The organism is Sporolactobacillus nakayamae (assembly GCF_900113325.1).
Lineage (GTDB): Bacteria > Bacillota > Bacilli > Bacillales > Sporolactobacillaceae > Sporolactobacillus > Sporolactobacillus nakayamae.
This window is the reverse complement of the sequence record NZ_FOOY01000012.1, coordinates 70,574-90,124: the sequence shown is the minus strand read 5'-3', so window position 1 is coordinate 90,124 and position 19,551 is coordinate 70,574. Positions and strand designations below refer to the sequence as shown.

At 46.0% G+C, this 19,551-nt stretch carries 17 protein-coding genes; 7 read left to right on the top strand and 10 right to left on the bottom strand.

Annotated elements, in window-relative coordinates:
• Positions 1 to 38: 38 nt before the first annotated feature.
• Positions 39 to 473, bottom strand: coding sequence for a hypothetical protein (locus BM003_RS09645; RefSeq protein ID WP_177184731.1), 435 nt, complete (start codon positions 471 to 473; stop codon positions 39 to 41).
• 661 nt (positions 474 to 1,134) lie between these two features.
• Here BM003_RS09645 and BM003_RS09640 point away from each other — a divergent pair.
• Genes BM003_RS09640 through thrB form a run of 3 tightly spaced genes read left to right on the top strand, consistent with a single transcriptional unit; the run spans position 1,135 to position 4,390 of the window.
• Positions 1,135 to 2,421, top strand: a complete 1,287-nt coding sequence (locus BM003_RS09640) for a homoserine dehydrogenase (protein WP_093672521.1) — start codon at positions 1,135 to 1,137, stop codon at positions 2,419 to 2,421.
• Between the two features lie 5 nt (positions 2,422 to 2,426).
• Positions 2,427 to 3,485, top strand: coding sequence for a threonine synthase (gene thrC, locus BM003_RS09635; protein WP_093672519.1), 1,059 nt, complete (start codon positions 2,427 to 2,429; stop codon positions 3,483 to 3,485).
• The gene (gene thrB / locus BM003_RS09630) at positions 3,482 to 4,390 is read left to right on the top strand and encodes a homoserine kinase (RefSeq protein ID WP_093672517.1); all 909 of its coding nucleotides are present in this window, start codon (positions 3,482 to 3,484) and stop codon (positions 4,388 to 4,390) included. The genes thrC and thrB overlap by 4 nt, the downstream gene beginning before the upstream one ends.
• 227 nt (positions 4,391 to 4,617) lie before the next feature.
• Here the strand turns inward: thrB and BM003_RS09625 are convergent, their stop codons facing one another.
• Positions 4,618 to 5,457 (bottom strand): MurR/RpiR family transcriptional regulator, encoded by an 840-nt coding sequence (locus BM003_RS09625; protein ID WP_093672515.1) that lies wholly within the window; start codon positions 5,455 to 5,457, stop codon positions 4,618 to 4,620.
• A gap of 330 nt (positions 5,458 to 5,787) precedes the next feature.
• Between BM003_RS09625 and hisC the strand changes: the two genes are divergently transcribed.
• The 3 genes from hisC to serA all read left to right on the top strand — a co-directional run bounded on the left by hisC (position 5,788) and on the right by serA (position 10,387).
• Entirely contained in the window at positions 5,788 to 6,876 is a 1,089-nt protein-coding gene (hisC, locus tag BM003_RS09620) for a histidinol-phosphate transaminase (RefSeq protein WP_093672513.1), read from the top strand.
• 744 nt (positions 6,877 to 7,620) lie between these two features.
• On the top strand, positions 7,621 to 8,790 hold the full coding sequence (locus tag BM003_RS09615) for a pyridoxal-phosphate-dependent aminotransferase family protein (protein ID WP_093672511.1): 1,170 nt from the start codon (positions 7,621 to 7,623) through the stop codon (positions 8,788 to 8,790).
• Positions 8,783 to 10,387 carry a phosphoglycerate dehydrogenase gene (gene serA / locus BM003_RS09610; RefSeq protein WP_093672509.1) on the top strand — a complete coding sequence of 535 codons (1,605 nt, stop codon included), beginning with the start codon at positions 8,783 to 8,785 and terminating at the stop codon, positions 10,385 to 10,387. The genes BM003_RS09615 and serA overlap by 8 nt, the downstream gene beginning before the upstream one ends.
• 60 nt (positions 10,388 to 10,447) lie before the next feature.
• Here the strand turns inward: serA and coaW are convergent, their stop codons facing one another.
• The 5 genes from coaW to BM003_RS09585 all read right to left on the bottom strand — a co-directional run bounded on the left by coaW (position 10,448) and on the right by BM003_RS09585 (position 15,292).
• Entirely contained in the window at positions 10,448 to 11,266 is an 819-nt protein-coding gene (gene coaW / locus BM003_RS09605) for a type II pantothenate kinase (RefSeq protein WP_093672507.1), read from the bottom strand.
• Between the two features lie 105 nt (positions 11,267 to 11,371).
• Positions 11,372 to 12,520 (bottom strand): HAD family hydrolase, encoded by a 1,149-nt coding sequence (locus tag BM003_RS09600; RefSeq protein WP_093672505.1) that lies wholly within the window; start codon positions 12,518 to 12,520, stop codon positions 11,372 to 11,374.
• Between the two features lie 60 nt (positions 12,521 to 12,580).
• On the bottom strand, positions 12,581 to 13,522 hold the full coding sequence (locus BM003_RS09595) for a hypothetical protein (protein WP_093672503.1): 942 nt from the start codon (positions 13,520 to 13,522) through the stop codon (positions 12,581 to 12,583).
• A gap of 144 nt (positions 13,523 to 13,666) precedes the next feature.
• A complete protein-coding gene (locus tag BM003_RS09590) occupies positions 13,667 to 14,461 on the bottom strand; it encodes a TIGR00266 family protein (RefSeq protein ID WP_093672501.1) in 795 nt (264 codons plus the stop codon).
• A gap of 60 nt (positions 14,462 to 14,521) precedes the next feature.
• Complete coding sequence (locus BM003_RS09585) at positions 14,522 to 15,292, bottom strand: class I SAM-dependent methyltransferase (RefSeq protein ID WP_093672499.1); 771 nt, start codon at positions 15,290 to 15,292, stop codon at positions 14,522 to 14,524.
• A gap of 233 nt (positions 15,293 to 15,525) precedes the next feature.
• Between BM003_RS09585 and BM003_RS09580 the strand changes: the two genes are divergently transcribed.
• Positions 15,526 to 16,110, top strand: coding sequence for a manganese efflux pump MntP (locus BM003_RS09580; protein ID WP_093672497.1), 585 nt, complete (start codon positions 15,526 to 15,528; stop codon positions 16,108 to 16,110).
• 517 nt (positions 16,111 to 16,627) lie between these two features.
• Here the strand turns inward: BM003_RS09580 and BM003_RS09575 are convergent.
• The 3 genes from BM003_RS09575 to alsS form a co-directional block, all read right to left on the bottom strand.
• Positions 16,628 to 16,906, bottom strand: a complete 279-nt coding sequence (locus BM003_RS09575) for a hypothetical protein (protein ID WP_093672495.1) — start codon at positions 16,904 to 16,906, stop codon at positions 16,628 to 16,630.
• A gap of 166 nt (positions 16,907 to 17,072) precedes the next feature.
• Positions 17,073 to 17,792 carry an acetolactate decarboxylase gene (gene budA, locus BM003_RS09570; protein WP_093672493.1) on the bottom strand — a complete coding sequence of 240 codons (720 nt, stop codon included), beginning with the start codon at positions 17,790 to 17,792 and terminating at the stop codon, positions 17,073 to 17,075.
• A 28-nt stretch (positions 17,793 to 17,820) separates the two neighbouring features.
• The gene (gene alsS / locus BM003_RS09565) at positions 17,821 to 19,512 is read right to left on the bottom strand and encodes an acetolactate synthase AlsS (RefSeq protein ID WP_093672491.1); all 1,692 of its coding nucleotides are present in this window, start codon (positions 19,510 to 19,512) and stop codon (positions 17,821 to 17,823) included.
• Between the last annotated feature and the right edge of the window lie 39 nt (positions 19,513 to 19,551).

Here is a 19,551-nt window from a genome sequence, read left to right as displayed (position 1 = left end):
TCTATTACTTTTTTCGTCTATAAAAACATACGTTCTTGTCAATCCAATTCAAATGAGGTACGCGACATGCATGTGATCCCATAAGGCATAAGTTGATCAATCAGCGCATCAACCTTTTTTACGGACGCAGTCGCTGTTACAATAACTTCTCGATCACCATTTACGCGTATCGTCCCTCCGTATGCGGAGACAAGCCTCTTCAAGCCGCACTCTTTTTTCTCGTAACGAACACTGATCGTCACGAGTTCGCGGTCGGCACTGACTGCACGTGTATCTAGTTCCCATTCATGCTCACTGGATTGAGTATCATGCGTGGAGACCAGGGCATCCGATTCACTCGTAATCACTGTTGTGTTTGAATGGCATCTGACCGACACATTTTTCGAATTTATCTTTTGGTTTGTAAGCAGCGTTGAGAGACAATCATATAGTGTCTCTCGATCCATATTCACTACCTTCTTACTCCGCTTCATGCTCATCCACCTCGTTTCTTCTGTATTCGCCGCCGATTGGCAGCAGTATCTGCAAGCAAAATAAAAACCCTTTCGTCCCGCACAACTCTGTGCAGGGGCAAAAAGGTTTGGCTTTTTACGTTCCACCCGGCTTTCTGATGCGTTCACAAACACCAGCTCAGCGGCTGTAATTCCCCAAGTTCGGAGAACAGTCATTTTTGTAACAAGTGACCGGCACTCGGTCTATCTTACTCAATTCAGATAGACGTTCAGGGGTGGTATGTCTATGCGACGGTTACCGGGCTCCCACCTTCCCCGATTCTCTTAAAAGCCGTTTACCGCATCACAAGTCCCCGTCATCACTTTAATTAGATAAATATTAGAGGATTGGAATTTATAGTAACGCATTCTTAAACGATGGTCAACCCAAAAAGTAACAAATTTATGTCGTAAACGAGACGAACGACTGCCTTATTTGAACTGTTATCGCTTTTGTCAAGAAAAATAGTCTTGTTGTTGGTCAATCTTCGGGTTATAATGCAAGATACATAACGTAGTACGTTATTTTTACTGAAAAATAGAAAAGTGCGGACAGTTGCGTCAATGAGTTGTCCACGCCTTAATCTGTGAACACGCCATTCTAAGCGGTTGGCTGTGTGATGAATACGAGGAGTGTTGGAAGTTGGAGAAGGTGTCCGTAGGCTTGCTTGGATTCGGGACAGTCGGAACAGGCGTTGTCAGACTGCTCACCAAGAATAAAGAGCGTCTTCAAGAACGTGCAGGTTGCGAGATCAATCTGGAAAAAGTGCTCGTCCGTAACAAAAACAGAGCTAGAAAAGTACTCATTGATAACCGGACATTAACCACAGATGTCTATGAAATTCTTGACAACCCGGAAATAAATGTGATTATTGAGTTGATCGGTGGTGTGGATTTAGCGTACCGCTACATCCTTCGTGCGCTGAAAAACAAGAAAAACGTCATAACCGCTAACAAAGATTTAATGGCTTCCTATGGAGAGGAATTGCTGCTCGAAGCACGCGCCAACCATTGTGATCTCTATTACGAAGCAAGCGTTGCCGGCGGCATACCAATTCTCAGAACGCTTACAGACAGTTTGGCTGCCGACCAGATCCAAAAGATGATCGGAATTGTGAATGGTACGACAAACTACATTTTGAGCAAAATGAGCGGCGAAGGCTTGTCCTATGAGAAGGCTCTTGCTTCCGCACAGAGGCTTGGATTCGCCGAAGCCGATCCAACTTCTGATGTCGAGGGCCTGGATGCCGCACGGAAAATGGTGATCCTTAGCCATCTCGCTTACAGCATCCCGGTAAGACTAGACGATGTGAAGATTAAAGGTATTACCGATGTCACACGCGAAGACATTATCTTTGCCAAAAAGTTGGGATACACCATTAAGCTGGTCGGCATCTCGGAGGTAAATAATGGTGATATCGATGTACGCGTCGAGCCCACCCTGCTTACTGATGGTCACCCGCTCGCCACGGTTGAGAATGAGAATAATGCGATCTACGTTTATAGCGCGGCTCTCGGTGAGACAATGTATTATGGTGCAGGTGCGGGTGAAGGACCAACAGCGGTATCCGTCGTGTCCGATCTTATTTCTGTCGTGCGGAATATTTCACTCGGAATAACCGGCAATCACATTTTCTTGCCAAAAAAAGAACTGCATGCCCGTAAGGACAACCTTGTTGAAAGCAAATTTTTTGTTCGCATGCACATCAAGGACGAACCAGGTTCATTCTCAAAACTAACCGATCTTTTTAGAGAACAGAGCATCAGCCTTAGCAAACTCTATCAGGAACCCATTCAGGGTCGCGACATTGCAGAGGTTGCTATGGTCACCCATGTAACAAATAAAGTACTTTTTGAGAAATCCTTTGAAATTTTAAACCAGTTAGACGTTGTTGTGAATGCTAAATATTTCCGTGTTGAAAGGGGCTAAGATTTATGGCTTGGAAAGGATTAATGGAAAAATATAAGGATGTTTTACCGGTAACCGATAAAACACCGCGTTTGACACTGCTCGAAGGGGACACGCCTCTCATTCCACTTGAAAAGCTTTCCGCTAAATTAGGGTGCGAAATTTACGGGAAATTCGAAGGTTTGAACCCTACAGGAAGTTTTAAAGACCGCGGCATGTTCCTTGCAGTCGCGAAGGCGAAAGAAAGCGGAAGTACCGGTGTGATCTGCGCATCAACCGGTAATACATCGGCTTCTGCCGCAGCTTACAGCGCCCGTGCCGGAATGGATTGCATCATCGTCATTCCGAAAGGAAAAATCGCTCTTGGAAAATTGGCTCAGTCTGTCATGTACGGAGCTAAAATTTTTGAAATCGATGGAAATTTCGATCAAGCTCTGGATATTGTCCGTTACACAGGCGCGCATTCCGACTTCACGATCGTCAATTCGATCAACCCATTCAGACTCGAAGGACAGAAGACAGGTGCTTATGAAATTGTCGACCAACTCGGCACTGCGCCTGATGTGCTCTGTATTCCTGTCGGAAACGCAGGAAATATTTCTGCGTACTGGAAAGGATTCAAGGAATTGCGTGACAGCAAGCAAATCGCTCCGCCTGAAATTCACGGATTTGAGGCAGAAGGATCCGCTGCCATCGTCAAAAATAAAGTGATTGAACACCCTGAAACGATTGCCACTGCGATCCGAATTGGCAACCCCGCAAGTTGGAAACTGGCGGTTGCCGCTGAAAAAGAATCCGGCGGAGAAATTGATTCCGTAACCGATGACGAAATCCTTGCAGCGTACAAGCTGATCGCCCGCACAGAAGGCGTATTTGCCGAACCCGCTTCTTGCGCTTCAATTGCCGGTTTGATGAAACACGTCGAAGCGGGAAAAATTAAGAAAGGTTCAAAAGTTGTCTGTATCCTGACTGGGAATGGACTGAAAGATCCGGCAACCGCGATGGATACCTTGACGATTGAACCAACAATTATCGGCGCAGAGGCGTCTGCCGTTGTCGATCATCTCCAGCAGGCAGCCAAATGAGCAAGCCATCGGCATTTCAAATAAAAGTGCCTGGCAGCACAGCCAATCTAGGACCGGGATTCGATTCCATCGGTCTTGCTTTTGGCCGCTATTTAGTTCTGGATGCGACAAAAGCCAATGCGTGGGCGTTTCATTATATAGATCAGCCGACATTCCGCCCCGCACTGGAAAGTAATCTGATCTATCTCACAGCTAAAAAAATCGCGGATGAACACAAGCAAACGCTTCCCGCCTATTCTGTGGACGTGCGCAACACCATTCCGCTTTCCCGCGGTCTTGGAAGCAGCGGATCAGCCATTATCGCCGGCATCGAGCTTGCCGATTTTCTGCTCGATCTGAACCTTTCGTTAGAGGAAAAGTCATGGATCGCCTGCCGCGCGGAGGGCCATCCGGATAATGTTACCGCCTCACTATATGGCGGGTTAACCGTATCCACACAAAATCAAACTCGGGTCACGACCGTTCGTCTGCCTGCGCCCACTTTTGATTTTGTTACGGTAATTCCAAATTTCGAACTCAAAACAAGCGAAGCACGAAAAGCGTTGCCAGAAACGCTCCCTTTCAAACAAGCTATTGAGGCGAGCAGCATCGGTAATGTACTTGTCGCCGCCTTACTAACCGGTGACGGTACAGTCGCTGGTAAAATGATGGAAGGCGACCGATTCCATCAGCCTTACCGGGCGAAGCTGATTCCCGATATTGATAAAATAACTCGGATTGCAAAAGAAAACGGCGCATATGGCACATTTCTGAGTGGTGCAGGACCGACAGTAATGTCTTTAGTCGATCATGACAAAAGCGCGCATATCAAACAATGTTTATACGCCGCTTTCCCTAGCTACGAATGTGTCGTGCTTCAGCCGGTGAATGACGGTGTGCGTACACGCGTTGTTTCCGCAAAATAAAATCCCATTAACAGTCTAAATAGAAACCTCCTTATCTGCTCAAACTAAGAGCAAATGAGGAGGTTTTTTGATGAAAGTAAAGATTGCCTGGGGGTTTATTTTCTTCTTCGCCATGATCCTTGGTTGTTTGTACATTCTGTTTCTCATCCTGCATTCACAATCTTGATCGAGCACACACGTAAAATCAATCGCTATCATGTAATCGCTTCCACGATAGTCCTGATTTACTACTGCACTGACACATCCTGGAGATGATCATCGATGAGTTGTAATTTCTTACGCTGGTTCATGACACTGACAAATAGAGCGTCGATTAAGGTCACCTGAGCGGCGCGAGCCACATAGGATTCCGACCTGAAATTGGTCGGCACAGAAACTGTGTGAAGCGAGACATCCATCAGATCGGCAAGCGAAGATTTCATAAACCCTGTGACTCCAATTGCTGGACAGCCCTTTTGGTTTACCATTTTGGCGACTTGAACCAAATGCTTATCCCCCGCTGAATAGGAGATGAAAACAGCTGCGTCCCGATCAGTCAATTGGGAAGCCGAAAGCATCTGAAATTCTCCATCGCTGGGCGCATAGGTCATGATCCCCGCTCGCACAAATTTCCTGTGCGCTTCTTGAGCAACTAAAGCAGATCCACTGCTGCCAAAGAACGCGATTCGTTCCGAACGTGCTAAAACCGCGACCGCTCTTTTAAAGGATTCACTGTTGATAATTTGATACGTATTTTCCAAGGTACGAATGTTATCCTGAAAAACCTGTCCCGCTAAGTTTAAAATGTCATCATCAAGATCGGGTTTAGGCGTTTCTTCGAAGCGCTTACTTCGAGCAATGTCAGACGCAAGGATGATTTTCATCTCCTGAAATCCTTTAAAATCTAAGCGGCGGCAAAAGCGAAACACCGTTGCATCAGCCACCTTTATTCGCGCCGACACCTGGTTGATGCTGCTGTGAATCGTTTCTTTCGGATGATTTAAAATATAATCAGCAATTCTGCGTTCCTTTTCACTCAAATGCGGATAGGCTGACTGAATGCGTACAATACACTGACTTTCTGCCATTCATAATCCCTCCTTGTTCTCTGTTTCTATTGTACATCAAACGCTTACATTTGAAAATAATTTTCTGCAAACGTTTTCTATTTTATTAATTTGTTAATTTTTTTCTGTCTTATTATGAACTTACAGATCTCAATCTTTATGTTCACATCTATCTTTAGATGTTATAAATGCTTACGTCCTCTTTACATTTACAATTTGCCATGTTTAAATGTAATGGGTCAACGAACACAGTCACCCTGTTTTATAAAGGGTATTATTTGCGGTGTCACAAGTACAAGCGCCGAATATAGGTGATAGAAAAAATGAACGTGCAAACGAGGAGCGATGCATATGTTTAAGAAAAATCTTGAGAGCCTCAGAGCTTATGATCCGGGCCCATCGGTTGATGCGATAAAGAAAATATATGGTCTAAAGCATATGATCAAATTAGATTCAAATGAAAATGTGTACGGTGCTTCACCAAATGTTCGCGATGCGATTATCAACGATGCGCTTCTTCCCGAACTCTATCCGGACTGTGAAAACACGGATCTTCGTCTTGAACTTTCACAGAGGCTTTCAGTCAAACCTGAACAATTTCTCTTCGGTGCGGGTTTAGATGAGATCATTGTTCTTGTCAGCCGGGCGTTCTTAGCAGCCGGCGACAGCATTGTCATGGCGTGGCCTACGTTTTATGAATATTATTGCCATGCGCAAATTGAGGGTGCGACAACACGAAAAATTCCTTGTGATAAGAATGGAAAACATGACTGGAAAGCGATGCTCCATGCCATTGATGCAACGACAAAGGTTGTCTGGATCTGTAATCCGAACAATCCGACTGGTACCTATCTGTCGAAAGTCGAACTGGATCAATTTATTCAGAATGTCCCTAAGAATGTGCTCGTTGTCATTGACGAAGCGTATATCGACTTTGTGACAGCTAATGATTTTCCAAATGGACTGGACTACCTGCCGACAAATGACAATGTGCTCATACTTCGCACCTTCTCCAAATCCTATGGTTTGGCTTCTTTCCGGATTGGTTATGCTGTTGGCAGCCTGAGGATCATTGAGGAGATTGGTAAAGTCCGACCGCCGTTTAACAATCCAAGATTAAGTCAGGTCGCTGCACTTGCCGGTCTTAAGGATGATGATTTTAAAGAGAAATGCCTGAAAAAAAATAGAGAGGTATTGGCGATGACTACCTCTTTTCTAGATAATAAGTCCATTCCCTACTATGACACTCAGGCAAATTTCATTTATATTAAAACTTCTGAACCAAAACAGGTTGCGCTCTACTGCAAAGAGAATGGTTTCTTGATTAATGCTTTTCAGGATGGTGTACGTGTCACGATCGGGAAAATGGAGGACATGAAAACATTTCTCAATGTTCTTGAAAAAGCGCTTCTCGAAACATCAGCCGAGCCGAGCAACTAATTAGGTGCCGACATTTCATAAGTAACGTGGCCGGAATAAAATAAGCGGAGATTTTCCGGTTATTTGCACCATGGTGCTTGTTTTACAGGTAAATAAGGGTAATTTTTCCGCTTATGCACGGAAAAACCCTCTATTTTCACGTTTTTCGATGCGATAGGCGGAATTTCTCCGTCTATTTAAGCAATTTTTTCATTCATTTTCTAATTAAGCGGAATTTTTCCGTTTATTTCTCAGATTGGGCGCTATCCTGCGCTAACACTCGTTTCCTTGAATCTTTAATTTTTTTATACTTTCTTACCAGTGGAACAAATCGAAATATTTTTCTTTACAAACATTCAGATAGCTGTTACAATTTGGACACAATCAGTTAAAGAAATTTGATCATGTTAATTGCGATGACGGAGACAACAATATTTTTGGAATCAGTCACCAGAGAGCCGGGACACGCTGAGAACCGGTACGATTCTCAATTTATTGAGCACTCTTGAGCAGGTTAGCAGAAAGTTAATGCGTTGACACACTGCGCATTAATGAGTATGCAGATTCGGCTTAAAGCCGTTATCGCGTTTAATGAAGGTCACCAAAGGCGTTTCTCGTGCTTTGGTGGCAAATGAGGGTGGCACCACGAATATTAGCGTCCCTCGCGGTATGTTTTGCATACTGCGAGGGACGTTTTTATTATTTTTACCGGACGGCAATCTTATTTGATCAGCCGCTTCCGCAAATCAAAGAGAAACAGAAAGGATGAGTTCATTGTTTTTAGATCAGACGTATTTGTTTACACCAGGCCCTACCCCAATCCCTAACCAAGTCAACGCCGCTATGGCGCGCCCGATGATCGGGCATCGGAGTCCTGACTTCTCTGTACTGATTGAAGATGTCGCGACGAGACTGCAACCCGTCTTCGGCACAAAACATCCTGTCATGATTTTAACCAGCAGCGGTACCTCCGCTCTCGAAGCGGCTGTCGTGAACACTGTTCATGAAGGCGATCACGCCATCGTTATTGTTGCCGGATCTTTCGGCGACCGTCTGGCTTCGATTGCGGAAAATTACGGAGCAACTGTCCATCGTTTAAATATAGAATGGGGCAAATCATGTTCCCCAGAACAACTCGAGAACTTTATCGACAGTCTCAATGGAACACCGATCAAAGCCGTATTCGGCACATTTAACGAAACCTCAACCGGCGTTCTGAATCCGATTCACGCGCTCGGTCAGGTCATCAAAAAAAGGACCGATGCCCTGTTCATCGTTGACGGTGTCAGCTGCATTGGTGCCGTTCCTGTTGATATGGAAGAAGACAAGATCGATATTCTTGTTACCAGCTCGCAAAAAGCGCTGATGCTTCCTCCAGGTCTCGCATTCGCCGCATTCAGCGACCGTGGATTGAAAGCCATTCGCGAGTGTCCGGAAAAACGTTTTTATCTTGATCTGAAACGCTATGTGGATACTTACGAAAAGCAAAAATCAACACCGTTCACTCCGGCTGTGTCACTCATACAAGGGGCACAGGCTGTGTGTGACATGATTGAAGAAGAAGGCTGGGAAAATGTAATCAAACGTCACCTTTTGCTCCGTGATATGCTTCGTGCCGGTATCCATGAACTAGGGCTGCCTCTGTTAACTACTGATGAAGACGCCTCTCCCACCGTTACCGCGGTTCAACCGGAAGGCATTTCAGCACCCGAGATTCAGAAGGCCCTAAAAAAAGATTTTTCAATTACGATCGCCGGCGGTCAGAAGGATCTCAAAGGCAAGATTTTCCGCATCGGACATATGGGCTATTGCACCCCATTTGATATTTTAAAAGTATTAAGCGCGCTCGAATTAACACTTGCCAAGTTTGGACAAGCGCCTCGTTTCGGCGCGGCTGTTAAAAAAGCCGAGGAGGTTTACGCACAGCATGTATAAAGTTATTGTTACCGATCCAATCAGCGAAAGCGGTCTGAAAGCATTGACCGGAAATCAGGAATTTAAGGTTGAACAGCATACCGGTCTAGAGCCTGTTGTGCTTGCTGAAATGATTAAAGACTATGATGCGCTGATCGTTCGCAGTCAGACCCAAGTGACCCGTGAAATTATTCAAGCAGCAGATCGACTGAAAGTCATCGCCCGTGCCGGTGTCGGTGTCGACAATATTGATATTGAAGCCGCAACGGAAAAAGGCATCATTGTCATCAACGCGCCGGCCGGAAATACGATTGCCGCAACGGAACACACCATGGCAATGATGCTTGCCCTGGCACGCAATATCCCGCAGGCCTATGGTTCTTTGACCTCGGGAAAATGGGAACGCAAACTTTTCAAAGGTGTTGAACTTTACCAAAAGACACTGGGCGTTGTCGGCATGGGGCGAATCGGCACGGAAGTCGCGAAACGCGCTAAGGGGTTCCAGATGAACATTCTCGGCTACGATCCGTTCCTTACTGAAGACCGTGCAAAGAAGCTGGGCATTATTAAAGCAAGTCTGGATGAAATTGCGGAGCAGGCTGATTTCATTACTGTCCACACACCGCTGACCCCTGAAACGCGTGGACTAATCGATGCGGATTACTTTGCGAAAACGAAAAAAGGTGTACGTTTCATAAACTGCGCACGTGGCGGAATTATTGACGAGCGGGCACTCGTTGACGCTGTAAACAGCGGCCAGGTCGCCGGAGCTGCGATCGACGTATTCGAGCATGAACCGCCGGAAACTCCCGGGCTCACACAGAACCCGCGCATTATTGTCACGCCGCACCTCGGTGCCTCTACTGAAGAGGCGCAAGAGAAAGTCGCTGAATCAGTCAGCGAAGAAATCGTTGGCATCTTCACTGCAGGAAACGTGCAGCATGCCATTAATCTGCCGCATATCTCCGCTTCTGTTCAGCAAAAAATCAAGCCTTACCTTACATTGAGTGAGCAAATGGCTGAACTGCTGATGCAGATTTTTAAGAAGGCACCGGAAAAAATCAATATTAACTACTATGGTGAACTCTTTTTAGAAGACACCGGTTTACTAACGCGGCAAATGATCAAAGCACTCCTTTCATACTATCTGGATTCATCGATCAATATTGTAAACGTGATGCAAGTGCTCAAAGCGCACAGTCTCTCCTATAGCGTGCAAAAAAACGCAGCACACAAAGGCTTCACGAACTTTATTGAACTTGAAATCGTCAATGGCGATGACAAAGCGACGATCGCTTGCACCTACCTCGCCGGGTTTGGCGGACGAATCGTTTCGATCAATGGCTATCGCCTTGACATGGAACCGGAAAAGTATTTGCTGTACATTGATCACATGGATGTTCCCGGCATGATTGGAAACGTAGGATCGATTCTCGGCGAAGGACATATCAACATCGGCAGCATGTACGTTGGCCGACAGACTATTGGCGGTAAAGCCGTCATGGTCTTAACCGTTGACAAGCCTGTACCAGACACCGTTCGCGACACAATTCTCGGCATCGAAGACTTGAACGATGTGCAATTTGCGGAAATTAACGGCTTTGCGGAAGAGAATTAATTACTTACCTTATTAAAAAGCCCTCCAGTCCTCAACTTTCGAGGATGGAGGGCTTTTTATTCAGTTAGACAGCGCGGCGCCTACAGCACCGCAGAATGAGCCGTCACGTAGGATAATCGGAGTAAGCCCCCACTGCCGGCTGTAACGCGTTACACTTTTTTTAAGCTTGGGATTTTCTACAAAAGAGCTTCCAATATAAACGACCGTATCCACACCGGCTTTTTGAGCAGCCATGACACTGAGTGCCGTTACCGTTTCAGCAACCAGGCCAATGACTGAAGCGACTTGGTCGGCAGATGGCGGTACCGCAGCCTTGCTGGACACCGCACCAAAATTACTTGCCGTTAGGTCGCCTGGGATCGGGGGCGTTCCATTCCCATAGATTCGGGAAACAGTCAGATCAACCGAATCCCTGTGACCTTGAGCGGCAAGCTGTATTAACTTCGAATAATCATAGACATTCGTTAACAGACCAGATAGCCCTACAAGTGTCCCGCCGCCCACACCCGTTCCACCGACCCATTCCTGCGTTTCTCCCCGGATCAGGTTAATCGAGGTACCTGTTCCGACATTGGTAAGAATAAAATCGGTAAGCTGACTCTGTCCGTCTAATGCGAGCAGATGACGCGCGCCATTGCAGGAAGCAAGGAATTCCGGAACACTGGCTTTGTCCTGTCGATTCAGTTTATCTTGAACCATGTCGGCCTTTCCTCCGGTGATGCGAAGCGAAAGCGGCGCGGCGCGTTCATTCAGCCATGCGAGGCACTCGTCAACTTGCCGAATGGAAAACGATTGAAAGTGCCATCCCTGTCGCTTTTGGATCGCCACTTTGATTAACGTCCCGCCTGCATCAATACCTGCTCTTTCTGTACTGCTCAACGTTCATCCTTCTTTCTTCATTTCACATGACCGGCATGTTGTTATAAAGACAAGGGTGTCTCAAAGCCAAAAACGGACTTTTGAGACACCCTCCGGTACACATTCTTATTCTTCCAAGAGACCAAGTACAAGATCTTTTACGTCTGCGACAGAATCTAAAATAAAATCGGCACCATGCTCTTCCAATTCACCGCGCGCTTTCTGACCGGAAAGTCCTGTGAGAACGCCAACAAATCGGCAGCCCAATTGTTTCGCACATAACAAGTCGGCAAGCGAATCCCCGACAATTAACGTATTTTCACCTTCAGGCAGCTGCTCCGGCTGACGAGCAGTCCATCGTTCAATGTCGCTATCCTTGCCATGGAACGAGGTTAGGTAAGTAAACGGATGCGGCTTTGCAAGGGGGGCCGCATCATATTTTCGTTCTGCTGCCAGCACATCATCGGCGGTCGCGATGTGATTCTGATCGAGCTCGCCAATCCAGTTCAAGTACGTGAACGGTTTAAAGGTCTCCAATCTCGGGCGCCCGGTCGCGATCCCTACACGAATCCCTTTCTCGCGGAATGCGTGAAACATTCCCTGAATAAAGTCAGGTTCCGCAAGTGTCACTTCTTCATTCATGAATCCTTTTTTGCCGGTCTGAACGGATGGCGCGCCAGTCGCGCTAAGCACATTTTCATCACCTATGTACCATTCTTGTGAAGCGTGCTCACCGATATGCCAGAAATCACTCTTTGGCTGGAAGGCTTTTGTTTTAATGCCAAGCCGTTTCTCAGCGATCTCATTCAGATAAAGAATTAATTCCTGTTTTGTCGCATGACTCTCTTTAAAGTCAATCATGAATCTAGTGAAATCAGGCTTCACAGGATATTCTTTAAACAAGGCTCTAAACGTATCGAGCGTCGTCCGAGTGATCGGTTTTGTCAGTTGTTTCACTGCCTGAACCCGTGCCTCCTCTGGCAATTGCGTTGTCAGATGAATGAGCTGTACGGAAATCGTTATATAAATCATATCCCAGTTGGCGTTCATCCCCCGGGATTTCAAGAAGTTCAAAACGTCATCATTCAGAAAAATAGTTGATCGGATCTTTGCAATCTCTTCATCGCTGTATTCCGTTTGAAAAGACTTGCCATCGCCTAACCCTAGATAATTTTCGCTCAACAGTAATTCACGCACAGTGAGCGCCGATGCGTCAAAATAACGTTCCTCGCTAAGAAAAACGCCGTCAACATCGAATAAAACCGTATGAATCATTTTTTCACCGATCCTCTCGCCATTTCTATCAGTTTACCATAAACAGTTCGTTGTTCCTATTCAATTCCCGTTCAACCCTCGGCCTTTTTGGGCAATAATCGTCCAGTTCTGTCCACCATTTTCCGTTTGATACATATCCCCATGCTTGGTTAGAATAATCGCTTCTCCGGGTTTGATCGGATTTTGAATGATTTTAATCAAGCGATCACTCGCTACAGTATCCATGTCAAGATTAATGGTTTTCGTTTGTTGCGGAAGAATTTGGTAGAGTGATGTTTCTTGTCTGAAGCTGGCGACAAGCAGTGAGGACTGTTTGGTAAATCCATACGCCATGCTGGTCACAGAATGACCCTTTAAGTATCGCTGAAAATGAGCGCCATGATCCGTGCTGACATAGAGACCTTTTGTTGTCCCGATTGCGAGCTGACTCTTATTAGTCGGCGATACAGCTAAGACTTGAGCAGTTCCTTCAACGGTTTCCAACTTGATCGTTCTCCAAGAATCGCCTCTGTTATCAGAGAAACGTAATTCGGATGTTTTACCTATGGTGTGAAGATTATACAGTCGACCCGTCGCATAGCCTTGCGCCCACAATCCTTTTTGGTCATTTAGTTTGCGGCGATTCAACGGTTCTTGTTTTAGCGTCTTCCACTCTATGCTTCCGGATTTACTTATTTGGATAAAGCCGGAATTGATCGGCAAATACATTAAGACGCGCGAGTCGCTCTTTAAATTTTCAGCGTCCCATGTACCTTTTTTATAAGTTACAAGCTGTTTATCAGTCCCAAGCCAAACTGTTTTCCCATCCTTGCTGTATCCGGCGCCGAGCACATGTGTAAAGCGTACGCCTTCACTGCTGCCTGAATTATGCGCCTGAACTGCGTAGATAATCCACACAGTCACTCCGGCAAGCAGGAGAATGAAGGCAATTTTCGCAGCGAGCAGCCAGAATACCCAACGGACACTTGTTTTACCGGATGCTTGCTTTTTCGTTTCATTCACGTGGTACCACTCCGCTATTTATCGTTCCTATTAGTGTAACGAATCCGCAGACAGAAACCTAGTATAATGCTCGGCATTAGAAATAAAACAACGCCGCCGGAGGACAACACGGCGACGCAATGGATCATTAAACTGATTTATGAATTAGTCGCCGTTAAACATGTTGAACAAACCGCCGGTAAGACTTCCCTCATCCTTACTGCGTCCGGCCGGATTGCCAGGCATCGCGCTGAACACACGGCTGGCGAGGCGGCTGAACGGAAGGGATTGTACCAGTACTTTTCCCGGGCCTCTTAATGTTGCGAAAAACAATCCTTCTCCGCCAAACAGGGCAGTTTTAACACCTTTGACAAATTCAATGTCATAGTCCACACTGCTCGTCATTGCGACCAGGCAGCCCGTGTCAACTTTTAACGTCTCGCCTGGTGCAAGATCAAGCTCTTTAATCATGCCGCCCGCATGGACAAATGCCAGACCGTCACCCTCGAGCTTCTGCATGATAAAGCCTTCTCCTCCGAAGAATCCGGCCCCGAGCTTTTTCTGAAAAGCGACCCCAACAGAAACTCCTTTTGCGGCGCATAGGAAAGAGTCCTTCTGACAAATCATGCGACCGCCGTAGAGACTTAGATCAAGCGGAATGATTTTTCCCGGGTAAGGGGATGCGAAGGAAACATGGCCCTTCGTTGATCCCTCATAAGTAAACGCGGTCATGAAAAGACTTTCACCTGTGAGCAGTCGTTTGCCGGCACCGAACAACTTGCCCATTACCCCGCTTCCTTGATTGCTCCCATCGCCAAAAATAGTTTCCATGGAAATGCCAGCTTCCATCATCATGAAGCTCCCGGCTTCGGCAATCACCGTTTCACCGGGATCCAATTCGATTTCCACGAATTGCATTTCCTGACCCTCGATTTTGTAATCAATATCATGGTTATTCACAGATTCACTCTCCTAATGTCCCTTCCAAAAGGCTTAGCAACCCTAAGCCTGCTTCCGCAGTTATTTAAAAGCGATTATATAGTAATCCGTAACAGACTCTGTAAAAATACCTGAAGGATCAATTGATTTCAACTTGTCATAGAGTTCTTTTTCAAAATCAGGTGCGTCGGTGCCGAGCATAGTTTTTCGGCAAGTGGATGTGGAATAAAGATAACCGATGACAGACGGAATATCGCGTTTACGTTCTGAATGAATCTGACCGGTCACCAAAGAGTGAAACGAAGATTGAGCCAGCAACTGCTCATGTCGGACACTAAGTTTTCGGTGTCCGCTATTCGGAAACCATTTATCAATGACCTGCTGAACCGCCTGCTGCCAATCAAGCGAGCGGTCACCAAGCATATGTCCCTGCCCGACAAGAGCTAGCGCTCCGCCTGGTTCAAGACGATCATAGCTCAGCTTAAGCACGAGTTCGCGATCCATCCAGTGAAAGGCATCGCCAGCTGTAATCATTCGAAATGAGCCCAGCTTTGGATTCATTTGCTCAGAAGGCATTTGCAGCCACTTCATTTTGTGAATATCGAGCAGTTCACATTGGCTGCGCGCGGATTGCAGCATATCCGAACTCACATCAATGCCAACAGTGTCGTCAAAATACTTTGCCATTGGAAAAGTTAACTTACCGGTTCCGCACCCTAAATCCAGCAGACGCCCTTTACCATCCAATCGACATTTTGAGGCTAATGTTTGGATCAATCGGTCACTGTACTGGCCCCGATACTTCAGATAATAGTAGGCGGCGCCATCATAGAGACCTTGTGTTTGCATCATCTGTTTCACTTGATCACCTGTTTCTCATCCAATTCGGTCCATACATCTCAAACATTATAGCAAAGGACGGACAATTTTCACTCGATGTATTTTGTATAAAGTCATGAAAATCGCCCTTAAGTGATGAACACCTTTCTTATTTTAACATACAATACCTTCCGACCGGGCATTTTTGAAGCACAACAATCGAAAAGACGGCCGCATTATTTACGGATCAAAGGGGCTGAGAAGAGATGCATTGGTTCATGATTCTTTTAATCGGCATAGCGGCAAGTATTGATAATTTCGCAGTGGGTATGTCTTATGGGATTAATGGGAAAAAGATTACTTGGATGGCCAATCTATTCATGGCAGTTGTCGCATTGACAACTTCTCTTATTACGATCATCGCCGGTTCATTCCTTGGATTCACGATCCCTCAATTTTTTGCGAATTTAATGAGCGGCGCGATCATCCTTGGCATTGGCTTATGGTCGTTCTTCGACGCGTTCAGGCACCACAGTTCTCCCTCGAGAACAATTCCCCAAGCAGATCAGATCGACCGTGACCAAAACAATTTGATTTCTTACAATGAAACATTTTGGCTGAGTTTCGCGCTGTCCTTTAACGCAATGGGCACTGCGTTCGGCGCAGGTATTGGAGGATTGAATCCTGTTGGCGTTGCCTTAACTGTCGGCGTTCTCTCATTTTTTTCGATTGAAGCGGGGCAACGATTAGGCTTAAAGAAACTTAAATCACGTATGGGAACACTATCCGAATATATCGCTTCCCTCATGTTAATCTGCATTGGCATCTATACAATTTTAACTGCAATTTAAGCATCCAAAAAGATTTGTCAACCTGTTGAAGCTGATTAACCGCCCATTTTCATTGCTCGAATCCTTCCATATAGATAAACCGTTCGAGCGCGTTGGGTGTCTTTAATTAGGACACGCTTGTGGCATGAAAGAAAAACCAGGTAAAATAAGCGGAATTTTTCCGCCTAATTCTCAGATTGAGCGCTTAACCGAATCTTATGACCTTATCGTCGTACGAACAAGCCAACACCTAAACTACTTGTTAGAGAAACCGGGCAAAGAGCGCCCGGTCGCTAATCTCCAGCCATATGTCATTGGTTCGTGTCTTTATGGTGCTTAATCGTCGCTTCGGTTGCTCGCGATCAACTGGTGCACTCGCTGACACGTAATCAACAGAGACATTCCCGCAGGCGTCTCACACCTTCGCTTTGATTCTCGGCCAAGACACGGGTGTATTTGGTTTGATACAGGGCAAAATATGATACTTTTTTTACTTGTTAAAAAATCGACTCATTCATTGGCGCCATTGATGTACCCATTAGTGATAAGGACCCTCCTTCGGGTGGCGGTACAGCTTCGACAACTTTTTTACAAGCATATACAAGCCAAATGCGGCTAGCGCATAAATTGAGCCTGCAAGTGCACCTTCGATGAGATCTGTTCGCTGCTCAATAATTGCTGTATAGAATAAGCCAAATGCAAATGCTGATGGAAAAAGAAGTAAGTCATGGGCGTGAAAAAGAATTTTAACGAAAACCATCAAGATCATAATCGCGCCTAAAGCCGCAAACGTTTGAAAAAGAATCATTTGAATCACAAGCTTCACCTGCTCTCAATAGTCCTACGGTTTCTGTCATTGTATGCGGCAGCTTGTCTTGGAATACATATTCATGAAGCTTGCAAATTGACACAATCAGCGAAAATAAAAAAAGATCCAAAGGTATCATCCTTCAGATCTCTCTTCTTTTACCTAGTCACAATCATTAGCCCTCGGTGACTTTTATTTCTTTCTCCAGCTCTTTTCGCGAAAGGTTCGCGTTCAGGAATCCTGCCGTCTCAGGCGTATAGAGACTCATATGTGATTTTTGATCGACTTGAACAGTACCGTGATCGAAGGTGTAGTCAAAGACGTGACCCCCGCCCTTGCGTTCCTCGTCAATAAAATGAAGGTGAAAGCCGGAAACCGCAATTCCTTGAGTAAATGCCGGTGACCAAAAACCAACGACCGTTCCCTTCACATTCTTAAAATGAAAAATCGGTTGCGTCTTAACCGCTTCAGTCATCGGAATCGGTTTCTCCTGGTAGGCAACCGTTCGTGTACTGACTTCTTTAAAGACACCGTCGATGCGGAATGCGTAAAACAGATTTTCGCTTTTCATCAGTTTTTTCAGTTCATCTTCAAACGCGTTTTTATCCAGAGTGTGATCAATTTTCTTCTCAACGGTTGGCTGAAAATAGGTCAGTGAGCAGAACGGCGTCCTGTCCTCGCTCTTGAGTGGTGTAGCTGTTCCGTCTCCGCGCAAACGGTAAAATTGTCCGTCAAAAGCAATCATTTCACCGTCCAAATGCTCAAAGGTGCCAATGCCGAAATTGCCAAATTCCTTGATTTCATCGTAATTCATTGCGCCTTCGAAGACACCGTCGAGCAGCGATGACATCGTTGAAAGTTGAAACAAACGACCATTATCCTTTGCACTTGCCATAATTTATCTACCTCTCTTGTAGTAATGATTAGTTCAATTGGTTTGGGATCAAGCTCTTGCCAAGAGCGATGTTATCACTGTAATCCACAGGCACATCGATAATCACCGGTCCATCGTTGTATGCGAGTCCTTCTTTCAGTACACTTTCGAGTTCCTCCGGCTTGTTCACTCTCAATCCTTTTGCACCGAATGCTTCAGCATATTTCACAATGTCGATTTTTCCAAAGTTAATCCCTGAGGTGCGTTTGTATTTCATTTGCTGCTGGAAGGCAACCATGTCATACGTCCCATCGCGCCAAACGATGTGGACAATCGGCAATTTCAGACGAACTGCTGTTTCCAGTTCCATCGCGGAGAACAAAAATCCGCCATCGCCCGACATGGAGATTGTTTTCGCATGATCCTTAACCAGCGAAGCAGCCATCGCCCATGGGAGCGCGACGCCAAGCGTCTGCATGCCGTTGCTAAAAAGCAGCGTCTTCGGTTCATAAGAACGGAAATGGCGCGCCATCCAAATGTAATGAGAACCAACGTCACATGTAATTGTTGTTTCATCGCTGACCAAGTGTCGCAGCGTGTGAATCAGGCTGAGCGGGTGCACAAGATTGCCGTTCGTTTCCTTCGGCGGTTCATCCCGTGCATCCAGTCTGTGGCGCATTACTTCCAAATAAGAGAGGCTGTCTTGCGTCATATTCAGATTCGTCAATTTATCCTTAATCCGCTGAACTGTTGATGGAATGTCACCAACCAATTCAATCGACGGTTGATAGAAATGGTCAATATCAGCGCGAACTTCATCTAAGTGAATAATTGTACGCGCGCCGACATTATTCCAGAATTTAGGATCATATTCTACGGAGTCATAGCCGATCGTAACCACGACATCAGCCTTTTCAAGCACTAAGTCACCGGGTTGATTGCGGAATAGACCAATGCGGCCGAAGAAACGCTCCTCCATATCACGCGGGATCAATCCCGCTGCCTGGAAGGTTTCCACTACAGGGAACGCGATCTTCCGAAGTAATGAACGGACTGAAGACACGACGGAGAATCGATTGGCGCGCATGCCGGCGAGAATAACCGGCATTTTCGCGTTCTTAATCGCTTCCACAGCTTTGTCAATGGCTTCTTCTGACGCTGTTCCAAGCTTCGGACTTTCAAGCGGTCCGAGCGCGTTCACTGTCGTTTTCGAAACCAACACGTCCTGCGGGAAGCTGACAACACTCGCACCGGCGGATGTTGATTCAGCGGCGCGGAAGGCATTGGTTACAACTTCAGCTACGTTTTTCGGATCAACGACTTCAGCGCTGAATTTAGAGATTGGCTGGAAGAGAGCCGCATTATCCATGGATTGATGCGTTCGTTTCAAACGATCAGCCCTCGGAACGGCGCCAACTAACGCCACAATTGGATCGTTTTCTACGTTAGCGGTAACAATACCGGTAGCAAGATTGGAAGCCCCCGGACCGGACGTTACTAAGCAAACGCCTGGTTTACACGTGATTCTGCCGATGGCCGCAGCCATAAAAGCGGCGTTTTGCTCATGTCGGCAAACAATCAGCTCAGGTCCGCGGTCCTTCAGTACATCATATACCGCGTCAATCTTCGCTCCCGGAATACCAAAAATATACTTCACACCTTGTTTAATTAAACAGTCAACGACAAGTTCGGCACCGGTTGCCAGTTTCTGTTCTTCTTTCTCCTTTTTCAAATCACTCACAATACGTTCCTCCTCTTAATTTGCGGGCGTCTATTTCTA